The organism is Paracoccus sp. S1E-3 (assembly GCF_013868135.1).
Taxonomy (GTDB): Bacteria; Pseudomonadota; Alphaproteobacteria; order Rhodobacterales; family Rhodobacteraceae; genus Paracoccus.
In genome coordinates this window covers 1,747,011-1,769,333 of the sequence record NZ_JACEMU010000004.1, presented here as the reverse complement: position 1 = coordinate 1,769,333, position 22,323 = coordinate 1,747,011, and the positions used below count along the sequence as shown (strand labels likewise).

Annotated in this window: 16 protein-coding genes; 5 read left to right on the top strand and 11 right to left on the bottom strand. The window is 67.0% G+C overall.

Annotated elements, in window-relative coordinates:
* Positions 1 to 249: 249 nt before the first annotated feature.
* Complete coding sequence (locus H1S04_RS08750; protein WP_181745103.1) at positions 250 to 1,548, top strand: PP2C family protein-serine/threonine phosphatase; 1,299 nt, start codon at positions 250 to 252, stop codon at positions 1,546 to 1,548.
* 252 nt (positions 1,549 to 1,800) lie between these two features.
* Here H1S04_RS08750 and H1S04_RS08745 read toward each other — a convergent pair whose 3' ends face one another.
* Positions 1,801 to 5,241 carry an indolepyruvate ferredoxin oxidoreductase family protein gene (locus H1S04_RS08745; RefSeq protein ID WP_181745102.1) on the bottom strand — a complete coding sequence of 1,147 codons (3,441 nt, stop codon included), beginning with the start codon at positions 5,239 to 5,241 and terminating at the stop codon, positions 1,801 to 1,803.
* 112 nt (positions 5,242 to 5,353) lie between these two features.
* Here H1S04_RS08745 and H1S04_RS08740 point away from each other — a divergent pair, with 112 nt between their 5' ends.
* Entirely contained in the window at positions 5,354 to 5,824 is a 471-nt protein-coding gene (locus H1S04_RS08740; RefSeq protein ID WP_181745101.1) for an Lrp/AsnC family transcriptional regulator, read from the top strand.
* Here the strand turns inward: H1S04_RS08740 and H1S04_RS08735 are convergent.
* On the bottom strand, positions 5,821 to 7,140 hold the full coding sequence (locus H1S04_RS08735) for a lipopolysaccharide biosynthesis protein (RefSeq protein WP_181745100.1): 1,320 nt from the start codon (positions 7,138 to 7,140) through the stop codon (positions 5,821 to 5,823). The two genes, H1S04_RS08740 and H1S04_RS08735, sit on opposite strands and share 4 nt — an antisense overlap.
* Before the next feature lie 336 nt (positions 7,141 to 7,476).
* Here H1S04_RS08735 and H1S04_RS08730 point away from each other — a divergent pair, with 336 nt between their 5' ends.
* The 3 genes from H1S04_RS08730 to H1S04_RS08720 are packed head-to-tail and all read left to right on the top strand — an operon-like array spanning position 7,477 to position 10,068.
* Entirely contained in the window at positions 7,477 to 8,496 is a 1,020-nt protein-coding gene (locus H1S04_RS08730; RefSeq protein ID WP_181745099.1) for an NAD-dependent epimerase/dehydratase family protein, read from the top strand.
* The gene (locus H1S04_RS08725; protein WP_181745098.1) at positions 8,493 to 9,434 is read left to right on the top strand and encodes an ATP-grasp domain-containing protein; all 942 of its coding nucleotides are present in this window, start codon (positions 8,493 to 8,495) and stop codon (positions 9,432 to 9,434) included. Before H1S04_RS08730 ends, H1S04_RS08725 begins: the two co-directional genes overlap by 4 nt.
* On the top strand, positions 9,415 to 10,068 hold the full coding sequence (locus tag H1S04_RS08720; RefSeq protein ID WP_181745097.1) for an HAD family hydrolase: 654 nt from the start codon (positions 9,415 to 9,417) through the stop codon (positions 10,066 to 10,068). The genes H1S04_RS08725 and H1S04_RS08720 overlap by 20 nt, the downstream gene beginning before the upstream one ends.
* Here the strand turns inward: H1S04_RS08720 and H1S04_RS08715 are convergent.
* The 9 genes from H1S04_RS08715 to H1S04_RS08675 form a co-directional block, all read right to left on the bottom strand.
* Positions 10,032 to 11,138 carry a glycosyltransferase gene (locus H1S04_RS08715; protein WP_181745096.1) on the bottom strand — a complete coding sequence of 369 codons (1,107 nt, stop codon included), beginning with the start codon at positions 11,136 to 11,138 and terminating at the stop codon, positions 10,032 to 10,034. The genes H1S04_RS08720 and H1S04_RS08715 overlap by 37 nt on opposite strands.
* Before the next feature lie 38 nt (positions 11,139 to 11,176).
* Positions 11,177 to 11,989, bottom strand: a complete 813-nt coding sequence (locus H1S04_RS08710) for a glucose-1-phosphate cytidylyltransferase (protein WP_220185112.1) — start codon at positions 11,987 to 11,989, stop codon at positions 11,177 to 11,179.
* Entirely contained in the window at positions 11,986 to 13,278 is a 1,293-nt protein-coding gene (locus tag H1S04_RS08705; RefSeq protein WP_181745095.1) for a glycosyltransferase family 4 protein, read from the bottom strand. Before H1S04_RS08705 ends, H1S04_RS08710 begins: the two co-directional genes overlap by 4 nt.
* Positions 13,275 to 15,317 (bottom strand): nucleoside-diphosphate sugar epimerase/dehydratase, encoded by a 2,043-nt coding sequence (locus H1S04_RS08700; protein ID WP_181745094.1) that lies wholly within the window; start codon positions 15,315 to 15,317, stop codon positions 13,275 to 13,277. The genes H1S04_RS08705 and H1S04_RS08700 overlap by 4 nt, the downstream gene beginning before the upstream one ends.
* A gap of 332 nt (positions 15,318 to 15,649) precedes the next feature.
* Positions 15,650 to 16,519, bottom strand: a complete 870-nt coding sequence (locus tag H1S04_RS08695) for a sulfotransferase (protein ID WP_181745093.1) — start codon at positions 16,517 to 16,519, stop codon at positions 15,650 to 15,652.
* Positions 16,520 to 16,521: 2 nt separating this feature from the next.
* Complete coding sequence (locus tag H1S04_RS08690; protein WP_181745092.1) at positions 16,522 to 17,751, bottom strand: polysaccharide biosynthesis/export family protein; 1,230 nt, start codon at positions 17,749 to 17,751, stop codon at positions 16,522 to 16,524.
* Positions 17,751 to 19,136, bottom strand: coding sequence for a hypothetical protein (locus H1S04_RS08685; protein WP_181745091.1), 1,386 nt, complete (start codon positions 19,134 to 19,136; stop codon positions 17,751 to 17,753). Before H1S04_RS08685 ends, H1S04_RS08690 begins: the two co-directional genes overlap by 1 nt.
* Entirely contained in the window at positions 19,123 to 20,991 is a 1,869-nt protein-coding gene (locus H1S04_RS08680) for a polysaccharide biosynthesis tyrosine autokinase (protein WP_181745090.1), read from the bottom strand. The genes H1S04_RS08685 and H1S04_RS08680 overlap by 14 nt, the downstream gene beginning before the upstream one ends.
* On the bottom strand, positions 20,988 to 22,157 hold the full coding sequence (locus tag H1S04_RS08675) for a glycosyltransferase (RefSeq protein ID WP_181745089.1): 1,170 nt from the start codon (positions 22,155 to 22,157) through the stop codon (positions 20,988 to 20,990). Before H1S04_RS08675 ends, H1S04_RS08680 begins: the two co-directional genes overlap by 4 nt.
* Positions 22,158 to 22,323 lie beyond the last annotated feature (166 nt).

Below are 22,323 nucleotides of genomic sequence, written 5' to 3'. Positions count from 1 at the left end.
GTCCAGTGTCGAGAGTGATATTGGAGAGAGGTATTGGGACAGTCAGGGGGGCCGCGGCCTAAGGGCAAACCCTGGGGTGATGAACCCTGGCTGGGACGGACGGATCTTCGATCCCTAACCGGACCATCTCCGTAGATCTCGCGGGCCGTTGCCGGGTGGCGCGGCCCGTTTCTATTCGGGCAGCCTTGCTATCCGGCGCGCTTCAGCCGTCTTCACCGATAGTTAGGAAAATTGCGCTAAGCCGGGCGCATGTCATTCGGGAATCGCCTTGCCATCTCTGCCGCCACCGCCGCTGCCCCGGCGGCCGCGCGGCGAAAACTGGTGCTTGTCGTCGATGAAAGCCGGGCCCAGCGGGCGATGCTGGCGATTCATCTGACCCGCGCCGGATATGAGGTCGCCGAAGCCGAATCCGGCGATACCGCACTGGCCTTCTGCGGCGCGCGGCGCCCCGATGTAATCCTGTCGGACTGGGTGATGCGCGGCATTTCGGGGCCGGAACTGTGTCAGCAGCTGCGCACCGATCGCGAGGGGCCCTATATCTATTTCGTGTTGCTGGCCTCGAAGGACGAACCGGCCGATATCGCCTTCGGGCTGGAAAGCGGGGCGGATGACTTTCTGACCAAGCCCGCCTCGGCGGCGGAACTGCTGGCGCGCCTGCGCGCGGGCGAGCGTATCCTACGGCTGCAGGACGAAGCGCATAGCGTGTATGTCAGACTGTCCGAGACCCTGGCCGCGCTGCGCAGCGCGCAGGTGGCCATGGACCGCGATCTGAACGAGGCGCGACGCCTGCAGCAGGGGCTGATCGGCGAACGGCAGGCGCGATACGGGGATTTCACCGTCTCGAATCTGCTGCGTTCCGCAGGCCATGTCGGCGGGGATCTGACCGGCAGTTTCGCCATCAATGCCCGTCGCTTCGGGGTCTTCGCGATCGATGTGTCGGGCCATGGGGTCGCGGCGGCACTGCTGACGGCGCGGCTGGCCACGCAATTTTCGGCATCGGTCGACCAGAATGCGGCGCTGTTCATCAACGAATACGGGCTTTACGAATCGCGCTCGCCGGCCGTTCTGGCGCGCTACCTGAACCACCTGATGCTGGCCGATCTGCGGGTCGATACCTATTTCACCATGGTCTACGCGGTGGTCGACCAGATCAGCGGCGAGGTGCGGCTTGTGCAGTCGGGCCATCCGCATCCGCTCATCCAGCGGGCCGACGGCAAGATCGAGCAGGTGGGCAATGGTGGCCTGCCCGTCGGCGTGATCGAGGGCGCCGATTATGAGGAAATCTCGTTTGTGCTGGCCCCCGGAGACCGGCTGCTGATCGCCTCGGACGGGATCTGGGATGCCGCGGATGCGTCGGGCCGCGTGCTGGGCGCGGAAGGATTGGCCGCGGTTCTGCAAACCAACCGGTCCACTAAGGGCCTCGGCCTGGTCGAGGCGATGGTCTGGTCCGTTCTGGGCTATAGCGGGGGCAGGCAGACGGATGACATCTCGGCGGTGCTGATCGAACGCGGCGCCGCGCCGGATGAAAGCGTTGCAGAGGCCACCTGACCCGGCGCCCCCTGTGCGCGTTCCGGCCTCCAGCAAGAGGTCAACCGCAGCGGCGATCACCTGCCGACCGCCTGGCCAGTCGGACAGCTAACCCCCTTCCGCCCCGCGGCTGTCGGGGGACCTGTACCGCACCGCGACAGGAAGGCATGAGCGCGTGGCTGTGCGTCGATCAGCGGCCAGTTGACGCGGTGCGCCTGCGCGGCAACCTTGCGGCTCCGACAAGGCCCGCATCGCCGGGGACGGGACGCGCGATCAGGCGGCCTTCCGGTGGTGGCCCATGGCGGCCATGGCCGTGTTGGCCTTCTCGCGGTGCTTGGCGATGGCGGCGTGTTTGACTGGACCGTAACCGCGCATCTGCTGCGGCGCGGTCAGCACCTCCAACGCAGCGTCGCTGCCGTTCTGCGCGACCAGGGCTGGCAACCTGTTCAGGATCTCCTCGAACCAGGCGATCAGTTCCCGCTCCTCGCGCCGCTCGGCCATCCGGCCGAAGGGGTCGAAGGCCGTGCCGCGCAGCGCCTTGCCGCGCGCCAGCAGGCGCAGCATCGGCGTCAGCCAGCCGCCGAAGCTGCGTTTGACCGGCCGTCCGCGCCCGTCCTTGCGCGCCGGCAGGAAGGGCGGCGCGAGGTGATAGACCACGCGCCCGCCGGCCCATTCGGCATCCAGCTTGTCGCGGAAGGCGGCCGCGCTCAGCAGCCGGGCGACTTCATATTCGTCCTTGTAGGCCATCAGGCGGAACAGCGACCGGGTGGCGACGCTTGTCAGCGCCTCGCGTTCGGCGGGGGGCAGCGGGGGCAGCGCGGCGGCGAAAGCGTCGATCCGGCTGCGGAAACGCTGGGCGTAGCCGGCATCCTGATAGGCGGTCAATTCGGCGCTGAAGCGTTCCAGCAAGGCCGCCGTGGTCTCGACCGGGGCAGGTGCTGCGGTCAGGGGCAGCCGTTCAGGCGCGGCGGCCAGCACCCGGCCAAGGTCGAAGGCCCGCTGATTGGCTTCGATCGCGGTGCCGTTCAGACGGATCGCCTGATGCAGCGCCTCCAGCCCGACGGGGACGAGCCCGGCCTGCCAGGCATAGCCGAGCAGCAGCACATTGGCGAAGACGCTGTCGCCCAGCAGGCGTTGGGCGATGCGGTTGGCATCCAGCGCCATCAGGTTCTCGGCCCCGACCGCGCGCCCAATGGCGTCGACGCGGGCATCAACACACAGGTCGGCGTCGCGGTTCAGCACCAGATCGCCGGTCGGCATCTCGGCCAGGTTCAGCACCACCTGCGTCCCGCGCCGATACAGCGCCGAGGCCTTGGGCGCCGAGGCGACCACGATGTCGCAGCCGATCATCGCGTCGGCGGCACCGTTTTCAATGCGCAGCTGATTGATCTGGTCGGGGTTTTGCGCCAGCCGGACATAGCCCAGCACAGTGCCGAATTTCTGCGCGAAGCCGGTGAAATCCAGCACGCTGGCACCCTTGCCTTCCAGATGCGCGGCCATGGTGATCAGCGCGCCCACCGTCACCACGCCGGTGCCGCCCACCCCGCCGACCAGAAGATCATAGGGTTCGGTGAGCGCCGGCAGATCGGGCAGCGCCACCCCGTCCAGCAGGGCGGCCACGTCCAGATCGGCGGCCTTGGGCTTCTTGCGGGTCGCGCCCTCGATGGTGACGAAGCTGGGGCAGAAGCCGCCGATGCAGGAAAAATCCTTGTTGCAGCTGTTCTGGTTGATCTGGCGTTTGCGGCCGAAGGGGGTCTCCAGCGGCTCGACCGAGAGGCAGTTCGAGGCAATCGAGCAGTCGCCGCAACCCTCGCAGACGCGGTCGTTGATGACCACGGCCTTGGCCGGGTCCTCCATCAAGCCGCGCTTGCGACGGCGGCGCTTTTCAGTGGCGCAGGTCTGTTCATAGATCAGCACGGTGACGCCGGGAATATCGCGCAGCTCGCGCTGGATCGCGTCCAGCCGGTCGCGGTGGTCGAAGCTGGTCCCGGACGGGAAGGCGCCACGATCGAATTTCTCCGGCATGTCGCTGACCACGGCGATGCGGTCGACGCCTTCGGCCCGGCAGGTCTGGGCGATGCCGGCGGCGCTGACGGGGCCGTCAACAGGTTGGCCACCAGTCATGGCCACGGCGTCGTTATACAGGATCTTGTAGGTGATATTGGCGCTCGCCGCCACCGCTTGACGGATCGCCAGCGAGCCAGAGTGATACCAGGTTCCTTCGCCCAGGTTCTGGAAGATGTGTTTGCCGCCGTTATAGGCCTGGCGCGCGATCCACGGCACGCCCTCGCCGCCCATCTGGGCATAGCCGACGGTGCTGCGGTTCATCCAGCTGGCCATGACGTGACAGCCGATGCCCGAGGCTGCCATCGAACCATCCGGCAGCTTGGTCGAGGTGTTGTGCGGGCAGCCCGAACAGAAATAGGGCGTCCGAGTCGCGCCGGCGACGTTCATGGTCAGGTCGGGAATGGCCGCCAGCGCAGCGGCGCGTTCCGGCAGGTGTTCATCCGGGAAATGGCGGTCCAGCCGGGCGGCGAGGATGGGGGCCAGCAGGCGCGGCGACAGCTCGCCCGAGAAGGGGATCAGCGGTGCGCCGGTCTCGTCATGCTTGCCGACCATGGCCTGCGGCTTGTCACCGGGCCAGTCGTAGAAATGTTCCTTGAACTGGCTTTCGATGATGCCGCGCTTTTCCTCGACCACCAGCACCTCGGCCTTGTGGCGCATGAAGCGCAGCGCGTCGCGGCGCGCCAGCGGCCAGACCATGCCGACCTTGTAGATGTCGATGCCGAGGCGCCGGCAGGCGGCTTCATCCAGACCCAGCAGGCGCAGCGCCTCCATCAGGTCAAGATGGCCCTTGCCGGTGGTGACGATGCCGAAGCTGGCATCCTCGATATCATAGATGCGGCGATCGATCGGGTTGGCCTCGACGAAGGCCTCGACAGCGCGCAGCTTGTGAGTCAGGCGGGTTTCGATTTCCGGGCTGGGCAGGTCGGCCGGGCGGATATGCAGGCCGCCGGGGGGCGGATCGAAGGCCGGGATGGTGAAGGCGCGGTCCTCGGGCAGTTCGACCGAGGCGCCCGATTCGACGGTTTCCGAGATCGCCTTGAACCCGACCCAGGTGCCCGAGAATCGCGACAGCGCGATGCCATATTCCCCGAAGGCCAGGTATTCGCTGACCGAGGCCGGGTTCAGCACCGGCATGAACCAGGTCATGAAGGCCACGTCCGACTGATGCGGCATGGAGGAGGACACGCAGCCGTGGTCGTCGCCCGCCACCACCAGCACGCCCCCCTTGGGCGCGCTGCCGTAAGCGTTGCCGTGGCGCAGCGCATCGCCGGAACGGTCGACGCCCGGCCCCTTGCCATACCACATGGCGAACACGCCCTCGACCCGCGCATCGGGGTCGAGGATCGCCTGTTGCGAACCGAGAACGGCGGTGGCGCCCAGATCCTCGTTCACCGCCGGAAGGAAGGTGATGTCGCGGGTGGCCAGACGCTTTTTGGCGCGCCACATTTCCTGATCCACCGCGCCGAGGGGCGATCCGCGATAGCCCGAAACGAAGCCGGCGGTGTTCAGCCCCGCTGCGCGGTCGCGCCGGGCCTGATCCAGCATGATCCGCACCAGCGCCTGGGTGCCGGTCATGAAGACCCGGCCTTCTTTGGCGTCATAGCGGTCTTCCAATGCGTAGCTGTGCGGATTCGATTGATCCAGCATGGCTGCTCCTCCCCGTGGTTCAGGTCAGGATATGCCGAATCGCTTGGTGAATCTGGCCGGGTTTGGTATTGATTCCAGCCCATGATGGAAAATTTGTTCGAAAGTATGGCTTATGCCGGATGAATTTCAGCTCAGTAGCGGAGACCGCGCCATCATCCGCGCGCTTCAGCAGGATTGCCGCCTGTCCAATGCCCAGCTGGCCGAGAAGGTCGGCATGTCGGCCTCGGCCTGCTGGCGGCGCGTGCGCGCGTTGGAGGAGGCGGGCGTCATCGCCGGCTACGGCGCTGTGATCGATGCCGACCGGGCGGGTCTGGGCTTTCACGCCATTGTTCACGTCACGCTGGCGCGCCATGACCGCAGCGCCGTGCAACGGGTGATGACCGAACTGACCCTTCGTCCCGAGGTCGTCGAATGCTATGCCACCACCGGCCAGTATGATTACCACCTGCGGGTGCTTTGCGCGGATATGGCGGCTTACCGGCGGTTTCTGGATGATTTCCTGTTCCGTCTGCCGGCCATCGAGAGCGCCCAGACCAACGTCGTGCTGGAGGATCTGAAGCGCCGCAGCGTGGTGCCGGTCTAGCCCCTGCGCGTCCGACGGAAGGCCAGCATGCAGCCGATGGTCCAGCTCAGGTTGAAGATCAGGTTGCTGGCGGCGGCGCCCTTGACCCCCCACAAATGAACGAAAGGCACGAAGGACAGCGCGAACAGCAGCGTCGAAAGCATGGTGACGCGCACCAGCATACGGTCCTTGCCCATCGCCAGCAGCGCCGGGTTCAGCACCACCCCCGAGGCGAAGATGATCGCTGAGGTCAGCAGGATGTTCATCACCGGGCCTGCGCCGGCAAAAGCGGGGCCGAACAGCAGGGCGATCACCGATTCCATGTTCAGCATGAACGGCACCGCGATCACCAGTTGCAGCAGCAGCATCGAACCCGAGAAGATCAGCACCAGCCGATTGAACTTGTGAATCTTGCCCTTGTCCCACAGCCGGGCCAGTTCGGGATAGACGGTCTGGCGCAGGGGGCCGGCCAGCTTGGTCAGCCGGTTCATCACCCGCTTGCCCAGCTGATAGATGCCGACGGCCGCGGGACTCATCATCACCCCCAAGGCCAGCACATCGAAGCGATTCGCCGATTGCCGCAGGATGACGTTGAAGTTGGAGTTCCACAGGAATCGCAGGAAGCCCGGATTTTCCCGCAGCGCCGCCAGCCCCTGCGCCGCCAGCGCGCCATGATGGCCGCGCTTGCGCAATTCCTGCAGGGCGACGGCAAAGGCCAGCAGCCCGTCCATCAGGCTCTGGACCAGCAGGATCACCAGAAAGGCCCAGATCCCCAGCCCCGCCAGCCAGGCCACGACGGTCAGCAGCAGCCGCACCAGTGCCGAGATGATGTCGACCCAGGCCAGCCGGTCGAAACGGTCGAATATCCGCAGCACGGCGATGGCGGTTGGCCGGAAGGAAAAGAACAGCCCCGCCGCCATCAGCCATATATATTCCTCGCCCCGCCCTTCGGGCAGCCCGATCAGCGGCGCCACGAAGGGGGCCAGGATCATGCAGACCACCCCCGCCAGAACGCCGCCAGCGGCGTCGATCAGAACCGACAGCTTGATGAGGCGCAGAAAGGCCGCGGTATCGCCGCGATGCTGGGCCTGGATAGCGTAGCGAATGACGGCCTGCCACGGCTCCAGCCGCAGGATCAGATCGACGATGCGCACGAAGGATTCGACGAGCGCCAGAATGCCCAGTCCCGCCGGGCCAAGCGCGCGGGCGGTGATGAACAGGGTGACGACGGCAGCGATGGAAATGAACAGCTGACTGGCGAAGGTCCAGCTGAGGTTGCGTGACAACCGCGACCGCAACGAGCGGCCCGGCTGCGGGTCCTCTGAATCGTTACTCATTCCCTGGTCCCGGCTTATGCCTGCGCAGGCGTCACAACATTACAAAATCAATAGGCTAGAAAAAGGGCCGTCAGGCTGGATACTGGCGATGAGACACTGAATGCGCAACCCGAATCGCGGCGGCCGCCCGCGCTGTCCGAGGGCGCGACCTCTGGTCCGGGTCGGTTTCCCGGGAGATGGTCCGACAGAGGCTCAGACCTTGATGCGGCTGCTTCTTGCCATCCGTTCACGGGCCGTCTTGTGCAACCCGCCGCCGCCGTGTTGAAGATGAGCGCAGCAGGTGCCCGTAAGGCGCTGGTTGCGGTTGCGCATGACGGTTGGCAGTTGAAGGGTTGATTGATGCGGGTTCTGGTTACTGGAGCGGCCGGGTTCATCGGATCTCACCTGTCCGGCTTGCTGCTGGACGAGGGGCACGAGGTGATCGGCCTCGACAGCCACAACGATTATTACGACCCCAGCCTGAAGGCCGCGCGCGAAGCCCGGCTGGCGAACCGGCCCGGCTATCAGGCGATACACGGCAAGGTCGAGGATCCCGGCCTGCTGATGGACCTGTTCGCCACGCACAAGCCCGATGCCGCGATCCATCTGGCCGCGCAGGCGGGCGTGCGCTACTCCATCGAAAATCCCCGCGCCTATGCCGAGGCGAATCTGATGGGCAGCTTTGAACTGCTGGAGGCCGCCCGCGCCCATCCGCCGAAGCATCTGCTGATGGCCTCGACCAGCTCGGTCTATGGCGCGAATATCGACATGCCCTACCGCGAGACGGACAAGGCCGACACCCAGATGTCCTTCTATGCGGCCACGAAGAAATCGAACGAGGCCATGGCCCACAGCTACGCCCATCTGTTCGGCATCCCGACGACGATGTTCCGCTTTTTCACCGTTTATGGGCCGTGGGGACGGCCCGACATGGCGCCCTATCTGTTCACCAGCGCGATCATGGACGGGCGGCCGATCAAGGTCTTCAACCATGGCGACATGCGCCGCGATTTCACCTATGTCACCGACCTTGTCCGCGCCATCCGGCTGCTGATCGACGCCGTCCCGGTGCGCCCGGAAAGCCCCGACCAGATCGAGGAAGGCGACAGCCTGTCGCCGGTCGCGCCCTGGCGCGTGGTCAATATCGGCAATGGCGAATCGGTCCCGCTGATGGATTTCATCGCCGCGATTGAAGGCGCCTCGAACCAGCAGGCGATCAAGGAAATGCTGCCCATGCAGCCCGGCGACGTGCCCGCGACCTGGGCCGACAATGCGCTGCTGCGCCGGCTGACGGGCTATGCGCCACAGACCTCGGTCCGCGAGGGGGCCAAGGCCTATGTCGACTGGTACCGCGAATATTACGGCGTCGGCGCATGACCCCGGTGCTGATCTCGTCCGCGGGGCGGCGGGGGGCGCTGGTGCAGGCCTTCCGCACGGCGGGGGCAGTTGTGCATGGCTGCGACATGCAGCCCGAACTGTCCTCGGGCTGTCAGTTGGCCGATCAGGCGCATCAGGTCCCGCGCTGCTCGGCGCCCGATTTCATCGACCGGATCGAAGAAATCGTGCGCGGGAATGGCATCCGCCTGATCGTGCCGACGATCGACACCGAACTGCCCGCCTATGCACAGGCCGCGCCCCGTCTGGCGGCGGCGGGGGCTTATGTGCATGTCTCGCCGCCCGAGGTCATCGCCGTGGTCCGCGACAAGACCCGCACCATGGCGGTGCTGGCGGCGGCGGGCGTGCCGGTCCCCGAAACCTGTTCGGAAGCCGAGTTGCGCGCCGATCCCGACCGGCTGGGCTGGCCGGTCTTCGGCAAGCCTGTGGGCGGCAGCGCCAGCCGGGGCCTGGGCACCTATGACCGCCTGGCCGATCTGCCCGCCGCCTTCCCCGAACCGATGATGTTCCAGCCCGTCCTGAAGGGGCCGGAATATACCGTCAACATGTTCATCGACCGCGCTGGCACCTTGCGCTGCGCGGTCCCGCATCTGCGCATCCAGACCCGCGCGGGCGAGGTCGAGAAGGGCCGCACCGCGCGCCGCGCCGACCTGCGCGCCCTGGCCGAGGGGATCTGCCGCGCCCTGCCGCAGGCGCGGGGGGTGCTGTGCTTTCAGGTCATCGACGATGCGGTGCGCGGCCCGCAGGTCATTGAAATCAACGCGCGTTTCGGCGGGGGCTATCCGCTGGCCCATCACGCGGGCGCGCAATTTGCCAACTGGCTGATGGCCGAACTGGCGGGCCAGCCTTCGGGCGCCAATGATGACTGGCGCGACGGGGTCACCATGCTGCGTTACGACGATGCCGTCTTCACCGGCTGATCGCATCGTCTTCGACCTCGACGACACGCTGTATCTGGAGCGTGACTTCGCCTTCAGCGGCTTCGACGCGGTCGAGGCGCATCTGGGTGTGGGTGGCTTCGCCGCCACCTGCCGCGCCCTGTTCGACAGCCCCCACCGCGCCGCGATCTTCGACGAGGCGCTGCGCCGCCACGGCCTTTCCATGGAGGCTGCCGGTCTGGTGGCCGTCTATCGCGACCATACGCCCCGGATCGAGCTGTGCCCGGACGCGGCGCGCTATCTCAAGCGGGGCGGCTTCGGCCTGATCACCGACGGGCCAGAGCGGACGCAGCGGGCCAAGATCGCGGCGCTGGGTCTGGCGGCCTTCTGCGATCAGATCATCCCGACCGGACAATGGCCCACGGGCTTCGGCAAGCCGCATCCCCGCGCCTATCAGGCCATGATGGCGAAAGCGCCCGACCGGCGCTGCGTCTATGTCGCCGATAACGCCGTGAAGGACTTCGTGACCCCGAACCGGCTGGGCTGGCTGACGGTGCAGATTCTGCGCCCCGGTCGCGTTCATGGCTGCGCGGCCCCCGACGCGGCCCATGCCGCGCAGGCGGTCATCACCTCGCTCGATCAGCTGGATGCCGTGCTGGCCGAGGGCAGCACGTGATCGTCGGCTTCGGCGATCAGCCGATCCCATTGCGCCAGGATCTGCGCCGGCGACAGCCGGGCGGCGGTGATATGGGCGGAACTGCCCAGACGGTCGCGCAGCGCCCTGTCGCGGGCGATCCGGGTCATCGCCGCGGTCATCGCCGGCACGTCGCCATTGGCGACCATGAGGCCATTGGTTTCGTGGATGATCATCTCGGACGGCCCGTAAGGGCAATCGAAGGAAATCAGCGGCAGGCCCGAGCAGGTCGCCTCGGCCACCACATTGCAGAATCCTTCATAGCGTGAGCTGACCACCAGCACGTCGCCTGCCCCCAACCAGCTCTGCGCGCTGGGGGCCAATCCCGCCAGCCGGGCGCGGCCGGTCAGGCCAAGCGCGAGGATCTGGCTTTCCAGCTGCTGGCGCTCCTGCCCCTCGCCGAAGATGTCGAGGGTCGCGGCGCAGTCCGCAGGCATCTGTGCGAAAGCGGTCAGCAGCAGGTCGAAGCCTTTCTGATGGTCCAGCCGACCGGCGGCGACGAAGCGGCAATGCCCGGCCGGTGCCGGCCGGGTGAAGGCCACGGCGTTGCAATGGTTCGGAATGACATGGGCGCGCGCGGCCTGCGCCGGGTGCAGATCGGCGACGGCGGCCTTTGTCTGCATGGCGATGCCCGCCGCGCGCGGCATCAGCGCGAGCTGCAGACGGCGCCAGAAATGCGGCGACTGCACCGTCGGATTGTTGCGTTCCGAGATCACCACCGGCACCCCGGTGCCGGCGGCGGCGAGCAGCGTCAGGCAGTTCACCTTGGTCAGGAAGCTGACGATCAGGTCGGGCTGCAGCTTGTGGATCAGCCGCCGGATTGCCAGCGCGCGCATCGGCTGCAGGACGGGCGCGGGGGGGCGCCGGCCGGCGCGGTCCAGCACATGCAGCGAGATCTCGGGCGAGTAGGAGAAGAAGGACCCGGTCTTCGGCATCCGCATGGCGGCGACATGGACTTCGTCACCGCCCGCGGCGCGATGATGCGCCAGCGCGCACATGATCTTCTCCGCCCCGCCGGCACCGAAGCCGCCCTGCACCATCAGGATTCTCATGCCCTCTCCCCCTTCTGCTCGTTATCGGTGCGACGGCCCTATTCGGCCGCGCGGGTGGGTGCCTGCGCCAGCTGGCGCGGCTCGAAGCGCAGCCAGGGCGGCGGCTCGGCGGTGCAATGGGCGGCCAGCAACTTGCGGTCCGCCACCGTGTCGAGCGGTTGCCAGAAGCCGTAATGGCGATAGGCCATCAGTTCGCCATCCTGGGCCAGCTGGGCCAGCGGCCCGGCCTCCAGCGCGGCGTGATCGTCGAGAAGATAGTCGAAAACCGCCGGTTCCAGAATCAGGAAGCCGCCATTGATCCAGGTATCGCTGCGGCGCACCTGGCGGGTGAAGGCCGTCACCCGCGTGTCCAGCAGTTCCAGATTGCCGGCGCGGGCCGGCGGGCGCACGGCGGCGATGGTGGCCAGCTTGCCGTGGCTGTTGTGGAACTCCAGCATCTCCTGCACGTCCAGATTGGCGAGGCTGTCGGCATAGGCGAGCATGAACGGCTCGGTCCCGATCCATTTGCGCAGCAGGCACAGCCGGGCGCTGTTGGTGGAATAAATGCCGGTATCGACGATGCTGACGGTCCAGCCCGCCCCTTGTATGGGATGAAGTTCGACCTGACCGGTATCGATGGCGACGCGGACATCATTGGCCATCAGATGGTAATTGGCGAAGAATTGCTTGATCGCGACCGATTGGTGACCGGCGGCGATGATGAAGTCGGTATGCCCGAAATGGGCATAGACCTCCATCAGGCGGGTCATCAGCGGGCGGCCGCCGACATCCACCATCGCCTTCGGAATGGTGGTGGCGGTTTCTTCGGCGGGCATGCTGTCCAGCCCGCCGGCGATCAGGATCGTTTTCATTGCAGTGCCTCTTTTTCCGGGGGACTGGCGCGGGTCCATGCCAGCGGCGTGGGACGCATCCCGGCGCCGGTCGAGGGCGCCGGCCGGATCGGTGCGCCCCCGGCCTCGAGCCCCATTTCAGTCAACAGCAGGCGGTTGACCAGGTGAACGTCATTGTTGCGGCAGACCCGTGCGCGGGCCTGTTGGCCCAGCTGCGCCGCCAGCGCCGGATCGTCGAGGAAGCGCCGCATCGCCGCGGCAAGCGCGGCCGGATCGCCCATCGGCACCACGAAACCGCCCTCGCCATCGCCCACGGTTTCGCCGCAGCCGGGCGCGTCGGTGGTGATGACGGCGCGCGCGCAGGCCATGGCTTCGAGAATGGTGCGTGGCACCCCCTCGCGCAGACGCGTCGGCAGGACCAGGACATGGCATTTCGCCAGATAGGGCCGCACGTCGCGCGTGGCGCCGTGCCAGATGACCTCGCCCGCCGCGTGCCATTGGCGCAGGGTGGCCGCGTCGATGGCATCGGGGTTGCTGTCGGTCGGCCCCAGCAGTTCGACCCGGAACCGCGCGCCTTCGGCGCGCAGGCTGCGGGTGGCGGCCAGCAGATCCTCCAACCCCTTGCTGCGCAGCATCCGGGCGACGAACAGGAAGACCGGCACCCCCGTGGGCAGCGGTTGCGGCGCGAAACGGTCGGTGTCGGCGCCCGAGCCGGGGATGGCCACCATGCGGGCGCGGTCCGGGACCATGCCGAAGCGGCGCAGGTCCGTCAGCTCGGCGGCGTTATAGTAGAAGCCCAGCCGGACCCCCTGCAAAGCGTGGCGGTGCAGGCCGATTGCAATGCGGCGCACCAGCCGGCGCTTGCCGCGCGGGTCCGGGTCCGAGAAGGCATAGCCGAGACCGGTGAACAGCGGATAGCAGCGCTGATGCTTTTCCAGCCGCGCGGCAAGCGCGCCCCAGACGATGGGCTTCATCGTATAGGGCAGGATCACGTCGGGACGGCGGCTGCGGATCAGCCGGCGCAGCGCCGACAGCGTCTTCAGATCCTGCACCGGGTTCAGCCCGGTGCGGTTCATCGGCACGGTGACCGGCTCGATCCCGACGGCGCGCAGGGCGGCTTCGGTCTCGGGGTCGAAATCGGGGGCGGCGGCCAGCACGTGATGACCATTGGCCAGCATTCGGCGCATCAGGTCCAGACGGAAATTCACCAGCGACCAGGCGAGACCGGCAATGACAAGCACGGTCAGCCGTCCTTGCCCCGGCACCGCGCCGCCCGCTTCGGAGAAGCCGGCTCGGGCGGATTCGATCATGCGAAGACCTTTCCCATCGCGGGTTCGGTCGCGGCCGCCATCGCAGGCACCTGCCGGGCGGGGCGGCTGCTGCGCGCAGGGAAGCTGTGGACCTCGGCCTCGCCCCGGTCGCCGTCGAAGCCGGGCACCAGATTGGCCAGCCCGCGCCGCACCTGCGACGTGTCCCCCGCCCGCGCGGCGCGTTCAAGCTGCAGGATCGACGCCCGCAACCGCGAGATCGGGACCGGATAGGGCACCGCGCAGCTGACCCCGGCGAAGCCCGCCGGTTCGACCACTTCGTTGCGGTCGAACAGCTCCTCGAACAGCTTTTCGCCCGGCCGGATGCCGACGAATTCGATCATGATGTCCTTGCCGGGCACCTTGCCCGCCAGCGCGATCATCCGTTCGGCCAGATCGAGGATGCGCACCGGCTTGCCCATGTCCAGCACATAGATGCGGCCATTGTCGTCGCGGGCGCGCAGGCCCTGCGCTGCGGCCACCAGCGTCAATTCGACCGCCTCGCGGATGGTCATGAAATAGCGCTCCATGTCCGGGTGGGTGACGGTCAGCGGGCCGCCGCGCGCGATCTGTTCCTGAAACAGCGGGATCAGCGACCCCGAGGAACCGAGCACATTGCCGAAACGCACCGCGAAGAAGCGGGTGTCGCAGCCGAGGTCGCGGGTGATCAGGTCCTGCGCCTGGCAGTAGAATTCGGCCACGCGCTTGGTTGCGCCCATCACGTTCGTCGTGTTCACCGCCTTGTCGGTCGAGACCTGAACGAAGGCGCGCACGCCTACCTCGCGGGCGGCATCGCAGACATTCCGGGTGCCGATCACATTGGTCAGCACGCCCTCGCAGGGGTTGGCCTCGACCAGCGGCACATGCTTCAGTGCAGCGGCGTTGAAGACCATGTCGGGGCGGTGTTCCTCGAAGATGGCCTGCAGATGGACGCGGTCGCGGATACAGCACAGATGCAGCTTGCGCGGCACCTGCGGGAAGTGGCGGGCCAGCAGGCGGTCGACCTGATAGGCGTTGAATTCGCTGTTCTCGATCAGCACGAGTTCGGCCGGCCCCAGCGAGGCGAGCTGGCGCACCAGCTCGCTGCCGATGGAGCCGCCGGCCCCGGTGACCAGCACCTTCTGGTTGCGATAGGTGTCACGCAGCAGCTGCAGCTCGATCGTCTTCTGCGGGCGGGTCAGCACGTCCTCGGGGTCGATCGTCGCGGGCGTGGCGGGGTCGGCCACACCCTCGGCCAGGCTCGGCAGGGCGCGGACCTTGATGCCCTGGGCCTCGGCCCAACGCGACAGCGTGGCGATGCCATCACGGTCGAAATGGGTCACAGCCTTGGTCAGCAGCAGCCGGCGCGGCATCTCGGCACCGGCCATCAGCCGGTTGATGACGATCTGCGGGTCGCGCACCGAGCCGAGGATGGGAACGCTGTGAAACAGCAGGTTGGTGCTGTCGAGCGAATCGTCGATGATCCCCATCACCCGGTATTTCGACTGGCCGAGATGGGCGGCGCGGATGAACAGGTCGCTGGTGGCGTCCAGTCCGACCAGCACCACCGGCATTCCGTCACCCGCAGCGACCGGCCGGTTGCGCAGCAACTCGCGGGTGCGGGCGATGACCCGGATGCCGGCGAACTGCAGCAGCATGCAGATCAGCATGATCGGGAAGGTGGTCAGCGGCAGTTCATGCATCCAGCCGGTCCCGCGGGTCAGCAGCAGGATCAGTGTGACCGTCAGGACCGCACCGGGGATCAGCGCCAGCAACCCCGGCATGGTCGAGGAATGACGGTGCCGGCGATAGAACCCGCTGCCCAGCAACACCGGCAGGGCAACCGACAGCGACAGCACCGCGAAGGGCAGAATCGCCGCCTGCTCGACGGGGCTGAAATAAGATCCCGACGCAAGGACGACCGAAGCTGCCGCGGCCAGCACGACCGCCAATCCGTCGGCCACGACCAGCTTGCGGTTTGCGCGTAACTCGGACCTGTTGAAGCGAAAGTTTCGGGTTGCGGCATTACCCTGCCGCAAAAGCTGCTGGACGTTCGTCTGCATTACAACATACCCACCTCACCCGCGATATGTCGCGAGCGACCTTTTTACTGAAATAGTATTTCCCCGGCGGTATGATTGCATGTTTATTGGGGTGTAACCCCGTCAATTCGAATGGGGGTTGAAAATACCACCGGAGGGCGTGGTGATGATCATTCACACAACAAATACGGCCATATCCCCATAATTGCAGGCCGAAATTTGAAGGCCTCGAAACGTGCATGTCTGATTAATGCAACCTTTGCGAGTATTATTGTTCTTAATTTCTCCTTTATATCCTGATCGCGGCAAGTTTACGCATAATTCTCTTGCGCGGCATTTTGGTGTCGAATCGATTATTGGACCAAACGGTTCGGATTACCCGTGCGCGGCGATTGGCGCGGCTTGCGCCAGATATCGAAATTCTCACCAGTCAGGGCCGCGAGGCGGTCCAGTTGGGGCGCAAAAAAGGCCGAAACCTCTGCCTTCAGGGCCGGATCGAAGGGCGGATAGCGATGCTGTCGGGCCACCAGCCCGCGCAGCCGGGCGATGGGCGCGGTGTGGCGGATCGGGTCCAGAAGCGGGCGCAGCGGGGCCAGCAGCCTGCGCAACGGGCGAGGCACAGCGGTGGCGCGGGCATCCTTCACCCGCTCCTGCAGAGGGGGCGCCAACTGTTCCGTCAGCTCCAGATGGGCGGCAAGCCGGGCGACCTGAGCCTGCGGGTCGCGCAGGATATCCTCGTAGCGCAGGACCAGAATCTGTTCGGCCGGGAACAGGTCGTAGAAGCGGGCCAGATGCTGGGCATAGCAGCCATCCTGCAGGAAACGCCCGTTGGCCGCGCGGTCGGGATCGAGGTGCCGCGCAATATCTGCGTCAACCTCGCCCCGGCGCAACAACATGCAGTAGTCGGAATAGGCGCGCGCCACCGGGTCGCGCAACTGGAAGACCAGCCGCACCTGTGGAAGATGGGCATGGATGCGCGCCGCGGCCGCGGGTTCCGTGAGGTAGCTGTTGGACTTCTCACCCAGCAGGACGCCCTCCGGGGCCGGCCCAAGCTCGTTCCGATAGGCCTCCATTCCCTCGTCGTAGCGGCGCGAGAAAAAATGCGGCTCGTGATCGGGCATCTGGATCATGGGGGACTGCTGCAAGGAGTTCTGCAGCCACGTCGTCGCCGATTTGGCTGCGCCGGCAATGATGAAATCGGGCAGGCGCGGTGTCTGGGTCATCGTCACTCCGGTGCTTCGGTGACTGTGGGGGCGGCGATGTCCAGCGTATCGGCCGGCTGCAGCACGGTGTCGGGCTGGATCTTGCTGCGCTGATCGCCGCGCGTCAGGGTGAATACCAGATCCGATTCACTGGGGGCGTCGCTGCTGCGCGTCCCCGAGGCGTCCATCATAGCCGTGAACTGCGCCCGCGCGCTGCGCTCGCGGATCTCGGCGGCGGAGATTTCGGATTCCAGCTCGGTCAGGCGCTGCAGCCGTTCCGAGACCGCGTCGGTGGTGATGGTGCTGCTGTCGCGTTGCGCCTGATTCAGCTGTTCATCCAGCAGAAGCTGGGCGGTCTCCAGCTCCAGCCGCTTGGCCTCGAGGTCGTTCAGCGCCGTGGTCAACGAAGTCACCCGCGCATTCACGGCCAGCCCACGCTCGTTCAGGCTTGTGATGTCCTTCAATTCCTCGCGGGTGGCGGCGATCTGTTCGTCGCGCAGCGACATCTGCTGATCCAGCCGCTGCGCCCGCGCCTTCAGGACGATCTGCAGGTCGTCATAGCTGTCCAGCCGCACCTGACGGGCGTTGCGCTCGGCCTCCTGCAACTGGGATTGGACATCGGTGCCGGGGGTGCCTTCGGTCCCGGCGGGCTGGGGGGCGACATCGCCCGATTGCAGGGCGGCCAGTTCGGTCCGGATGCGCTCCTCCTCGGCGCGAAGCCAGCGCAGGCGGTCGGCGGCTTCGGTCGCCTCGCCCGACAGCATGATGCCACGCACGATGTCGGCGCTTTGCGGGGCACGGAAGATCCCGCCTGCCAGCGCCATCGCCTGTCGCGCCGTCAGGCCGGGATGGAAGGGCACCGCGCCGCGGTTTTCCACCGCGCCCAGCACGAAGACCGGCAGGCTGGCGGCCAGTTCGATCGACAGCTGCGGCGGCTCCTCCAGACCGGCGCGGCCGCGCAGCAGGTCAGAGATGGCAGCGGCCAGCTCGGCCTGGGTCATGCCCTCGGCGCGCAGGGCGCCGGCCAACGGCAGGTGCAGATTGCCTTCGGGGCTGATGGTATATTCACCCGACAGTCCCTCCCAGCCGGTCATGCTGTTCTCGCGGAAATCCCAGGTCAGGACCCGGATCAGCAGCCGGTCCTGCGCGTGCAGACGGTAAGGCTCCTGCGCCTGGGCGAGGGGCGCCAGCACCAGCCAGCAGGCGGCGGCCGCCACCCCCGCCCACGCGCGATGCCCCCCGCGCCGTGCCATCATTCATCCCCCGCCAGGGCCGCCAGCCACGCTTCGATCGCTGGCACGCCCTGCGCATCGGGCTGCCAGGGGTCATCTGGCCGTGCCGGGTCCAGACCGGGGCGGCCGGCTTCCCAGTCGTCGGGCAGCAGGTCGCCATCGGTATCGGCGGGTGGCGCGGCGGGTTGAAGTTCGGTCCAGCCACCCACGTCGCCCGGCTGGTTGATGACCCGACCCTTGCAGGTGGCGATGTCCTCCAGCACCTTGCGGTCCAGACGGTCGCGATGGCCGCCGCCGGGCAACACGTCGCCGGCGCGCGGCGGCAGCAGCGCCAGCAGAGCGGTGGCCGGCAGCGGCGTCACGGTCATCGGCATTGGCGCGGTGGCCGCCAGCCGCTCGGCCGCCGGGTCCAGCACCGCCAGTTCACCGCCATCGGCGCAATCGCGGGCGAGGTTGTCGCGTGACCAGATGGTCAGGTCATTGCCCTCGGTCCAGTCGAAGGCCTCGACCGAGGCGCCGACCTTCTTCACCGTCGACGGCCCGGCCAGGGCCAGGTTGCCGACATAGGCGATGGCGGTGTCGCCGAACAGGTCATAGAACTCGCCGAACTGGCTTATCGGGTCATAGAAGATGTTGTTGATGACCTCGACCGGACGGCCGTCGGTGGCCTTGATGTCGGGGTTGCGGTCGCGGTGATGGGCGAAGACGTTGCGCAGCAGGCTGATGCGCCCGCATTCGTTGGCCGATCCGTCGCCCGAGCAGATCAGCGCGCCCTTGGAATGTCGTCCCTTGGGGTGATTGGCGCGATCAAGGCTATAGGCGAGAATGCTGTCGGCAAGGGTGATGTCGGTGGCCTTCCCGCCCGAGACGTGGATGTTGAAGGTCTCGTCCGAGGCGAACATCAGCGACAGGTTGCCCAGATACAGGTTCGAGGCGTTCTCCACCGTCAGCGCATCCACGTTGGGTGTCTCGGCCTCGCCCGCGCCGGGGCGCAGCTTCAGGAACCGGACCACCACATCGGTGGCGTCCTTGATGATGAGCGGTCCGTGACGCGACCCCGCCATGCGCAGCTGGATGCCCTTTCCCGGCGCCGTCTGCCCGGCGATATAAAGGTCCGAACGCGCCATTAGCGGCCCGTCGAGGCTGATGGTGCCGGCGACGCGGAAGATGCAGACGCGCCGCCCCTCGGCCTCGACACAGGCGCGCAGGCTGCCGGGGCCGGCATCGTCCAGATTGGTGATGGCGATCAGTTGTCCGCCCCGCCAGCCCGTCGCCCCGGCGCCATAGCCTTCGGCACCCGGAAAGGCCGGGGCGCCACCGGATTGCGGCATGGCCGGCCCGGTGCCCGCGGCGGCCAAGACCGCCAGCGCCAGCGCGCCGAGCAGGCGGCAGTCAATAATAGCCATACCCGCCCCCGAGGTTCATCTGCCGGTAGCGGCGCTGCTCGATGTCATTCATCACCGTGCCCGACAGCTGGACCCCGCTGTCTTCCAGACGTTCGACACAGTTCTGCAGCGCGCGTTCGGGCGTCTTGCCTGAGCGCACGACAATCAGGGTTTCGTCGGCCAGCATGCCCACACGGGCGGCATCGGCGACGCCCAGAACCGGCGGGGTGTCGATGATGATCAGGTCATAGGCATCGGTCAGTTGCGGCAGAATATTGGCGGCGAAATCGTCGATGGCGCGCGGGGTCAGGCGGCTGTCGCGATCGATCCGCAGCATGTCGAAATTGGTGTAATCGGGAACGGCGGCAATCGCATCCTCCACCGGCAACGTGCCATCGTTCAACTGCGACAGCGAACTGGTCTTCAGATTGCCGTCGATCATCAGGCTGGCGCCGGCACGGTGGGGGTCGAAGTCCAGCAGCAGCACGCGCATGCCGTCAAGCGCCGCGACCGAGGCCAGCGAGGTCGCCACCGTCGACTTGCCCTCGTTCGGCAGGGCCGAGGTCACCATGGCCAGCTTGCGCCCCTTGTCGCGGGCCGCCTGACTGGACCAGATCGTCACCAGGGCGCGGATCGCCTCGGAATACTCGGAGCGGGGAAAGCGGCGCAGGGTCCACGCGGGGGCCAGCCTGCGGCCCAACAGGCCCCGGCCCCTGATCCGGGGCAGGTTGCCCAGATTGGGCAGCTGGCTGACATGGGTGGCTTGGGCGCCGGTCCATATCTGGCGGCTGAAGCTGCTGCGCAGCAGCGCCAGAATGAAGCCCAGCATCAGCCCGGCCGGCAGCGCCAGCGCCAGCGTGGTGGGGATGTTCGGCCAGGACGGCTCGAACGGGACTTCGGCCACCGTCACCTGCCGGGCATCGGGCTGGATCTGATCGCGCTGCGGTTCCAGCTGGTTCAGCCTCTCGACCATGGTCTGATAACGCGTGCTCATCAGGTCGACGCTGCGTTCCATCCGGCTGAGCTGCATCTCGTTGCGGGTGCGTGCGGCAAGCTGATCCTCGACCTCGGCCAGGTTCTTTTCCAGCCGCGCGCGTTCGGCCGGGTCGTTTTGGCCGCGCCCGTCCATCACCGCCAGCACCGAAGCCTGATGGCTGCGTTCGCGCCGCAGGCGTTCGGGCAGTTCGGTGTCGTCCAGCACATTTTCGCGGATGAAATCTGCCATCTGCATCTGTTCCAGCGCCAGCTGCTCGCCAGTGGTTTCGATCTGGCGGCGCAGATATTCGGTGGATTTCTCGATCTCGGTGACCTGCTGCGCGGAGGACAGCCTGATGAAGGTCTCGACCACGGCATTGGCGATATCTGCGGCCAGTTGCGGCTGCTCGGCATCGGCCATGACCGAGATCACCAGGCTCTCGCCCGAGCGTTGCAGGCTGTAGGATCCCAGCAGTTTGTCGATCACCGCCCGGCCGCGCTCGCGGCTGCCCATGGCCGGGCCATTGGGGTCGAGCGGCAGGAATTTGGTATTGTCGAACAGGTCCAGCGATTCGGCGACCTCCTCGGCGAAGTTGCGCGAGCGCAGGCGGTCCAGTTCGGTCTCGACCCGCGCGCGGGTCAGGTCATAGACCTCCATCTGGGTGTCGACCTGGCTGATGCGGACCTCGGAATTGGTCAGGGCCATGGCGGACTGGGCTGTATAGACCGGCGTCTCGCGCTGCAGATACCAGAACGTCCCCCCCATGACTGCTGCCACCACGACAAGGATCAGCCAGACATTCTGGCGCAGAAGCTGGATGAATTCCTCGCTGTCCATCCGTTCGACCCGCGAGGGGATCGCCTTGCTGGGCTGGCGCGGGCGGCGAATCGGGTCGTTCATGCGGCCTCCGCAGGGGCGTTGGGGGCGCGGGCGGCGCGAGCCTGCCGGTAAAGCGCGTCGTGGCGGGTGAGGTAGTCCTGAAGCGAAAGATGCTGGATGATGCGTGCCCGTGCCGCCGCCGACAGCGCGGCGCGGCGGTCGGGCGGCAGGGCCAGCAGATCGGCGGCCGCCCGCGCCATCAGATCGATACGGCGTGGCGGCACCACGGCGCCGCAATCGCCGACCAGCCAGCGGCAATCGCCAATATCGGTGACCACGGCGGGCACCCCCGCCGCCATCGCCTCGGCCACGGCGAGGGGCAGCGCCTCGCCCCAGGCCGAGGAGAGCAGATACAGGTCCAGCCCCGGCACCAGCCCGGCAATGTCATCGCGGCCGGGCAACACGCTCAGCCGGTCGGCGATACCCAGACGGACGGCTTCGGCCTCGGCCGGGCCGCCAGGCTGGCCATGGCCGATCAGCACCCCGTGAACATCCAGCCCCTGCTGCACCAGCTGCGCCAGCGCCTGCACGAAAGCCGGGTGATCCTTCATCGGATGGGCGCGGGCAAAGCTGCCGATGACGCGCCGCCCCTCGGGCAGGTTTGCCGCTCTCGCCAGCCGGGCGCGCGCCGTCGGATCGGGGCGGAATTCGGCGGTGTCGATGGCGTTCGGCACGAACTCGGCCCGCGTGGCGGGCAGCCCGAAGGCGGCGTGCTGCTGCGCCGATTGGCGGGCGCAATAGGTGATGGTGTCGGCGCGCTCGGCCAGCAGCCGCAGCCCGCGCAGCACGGCCCGCGTGGTGATCTTCTCGCGCGACAGATCGGCCAGCGAGTGGTGAATGGCCCAGATCAGGCCGATATCGGGGCGCCGGCCCAGCCGCAGCGCCAGCGTGGCGACCAGACAGCCGTGATACATCCAGCCATGGATGACCTGCGGATCACGCTGCGCGATCACCCGCTGCAGCCGCCGGATCGCCGCAGGGATCTGCCGGGCCGAGGCTGCGCCCAGATCGCGCACCTCGACCCCGGTATCGCGAATCATCGCCGCCACCGGCCCGCAGGGCATCATCGAGACGACCCCATGCCGGTCGCGCGCCGGACCCAGCGCGCGCAGATAGCGCAGCAACATGATCTCGGCGCCCCCGATCGCCGTTCCGGTAATGACATGAAGAACTTCGGACTGGGCCATTTGCAAAATTCGGCGGATCGTTACTACCATTCGGAGGCTAGAGTAGTATCCGCGCCAAAGAAATGAAAACTTGAAAAAATAATACCGCTACCCCAGAATCGTGATGCAGGATTCGGAATATGGTACCGGCTCTGTGCGCGGCCCGCCTTTGGTGGGAAGTATTTGT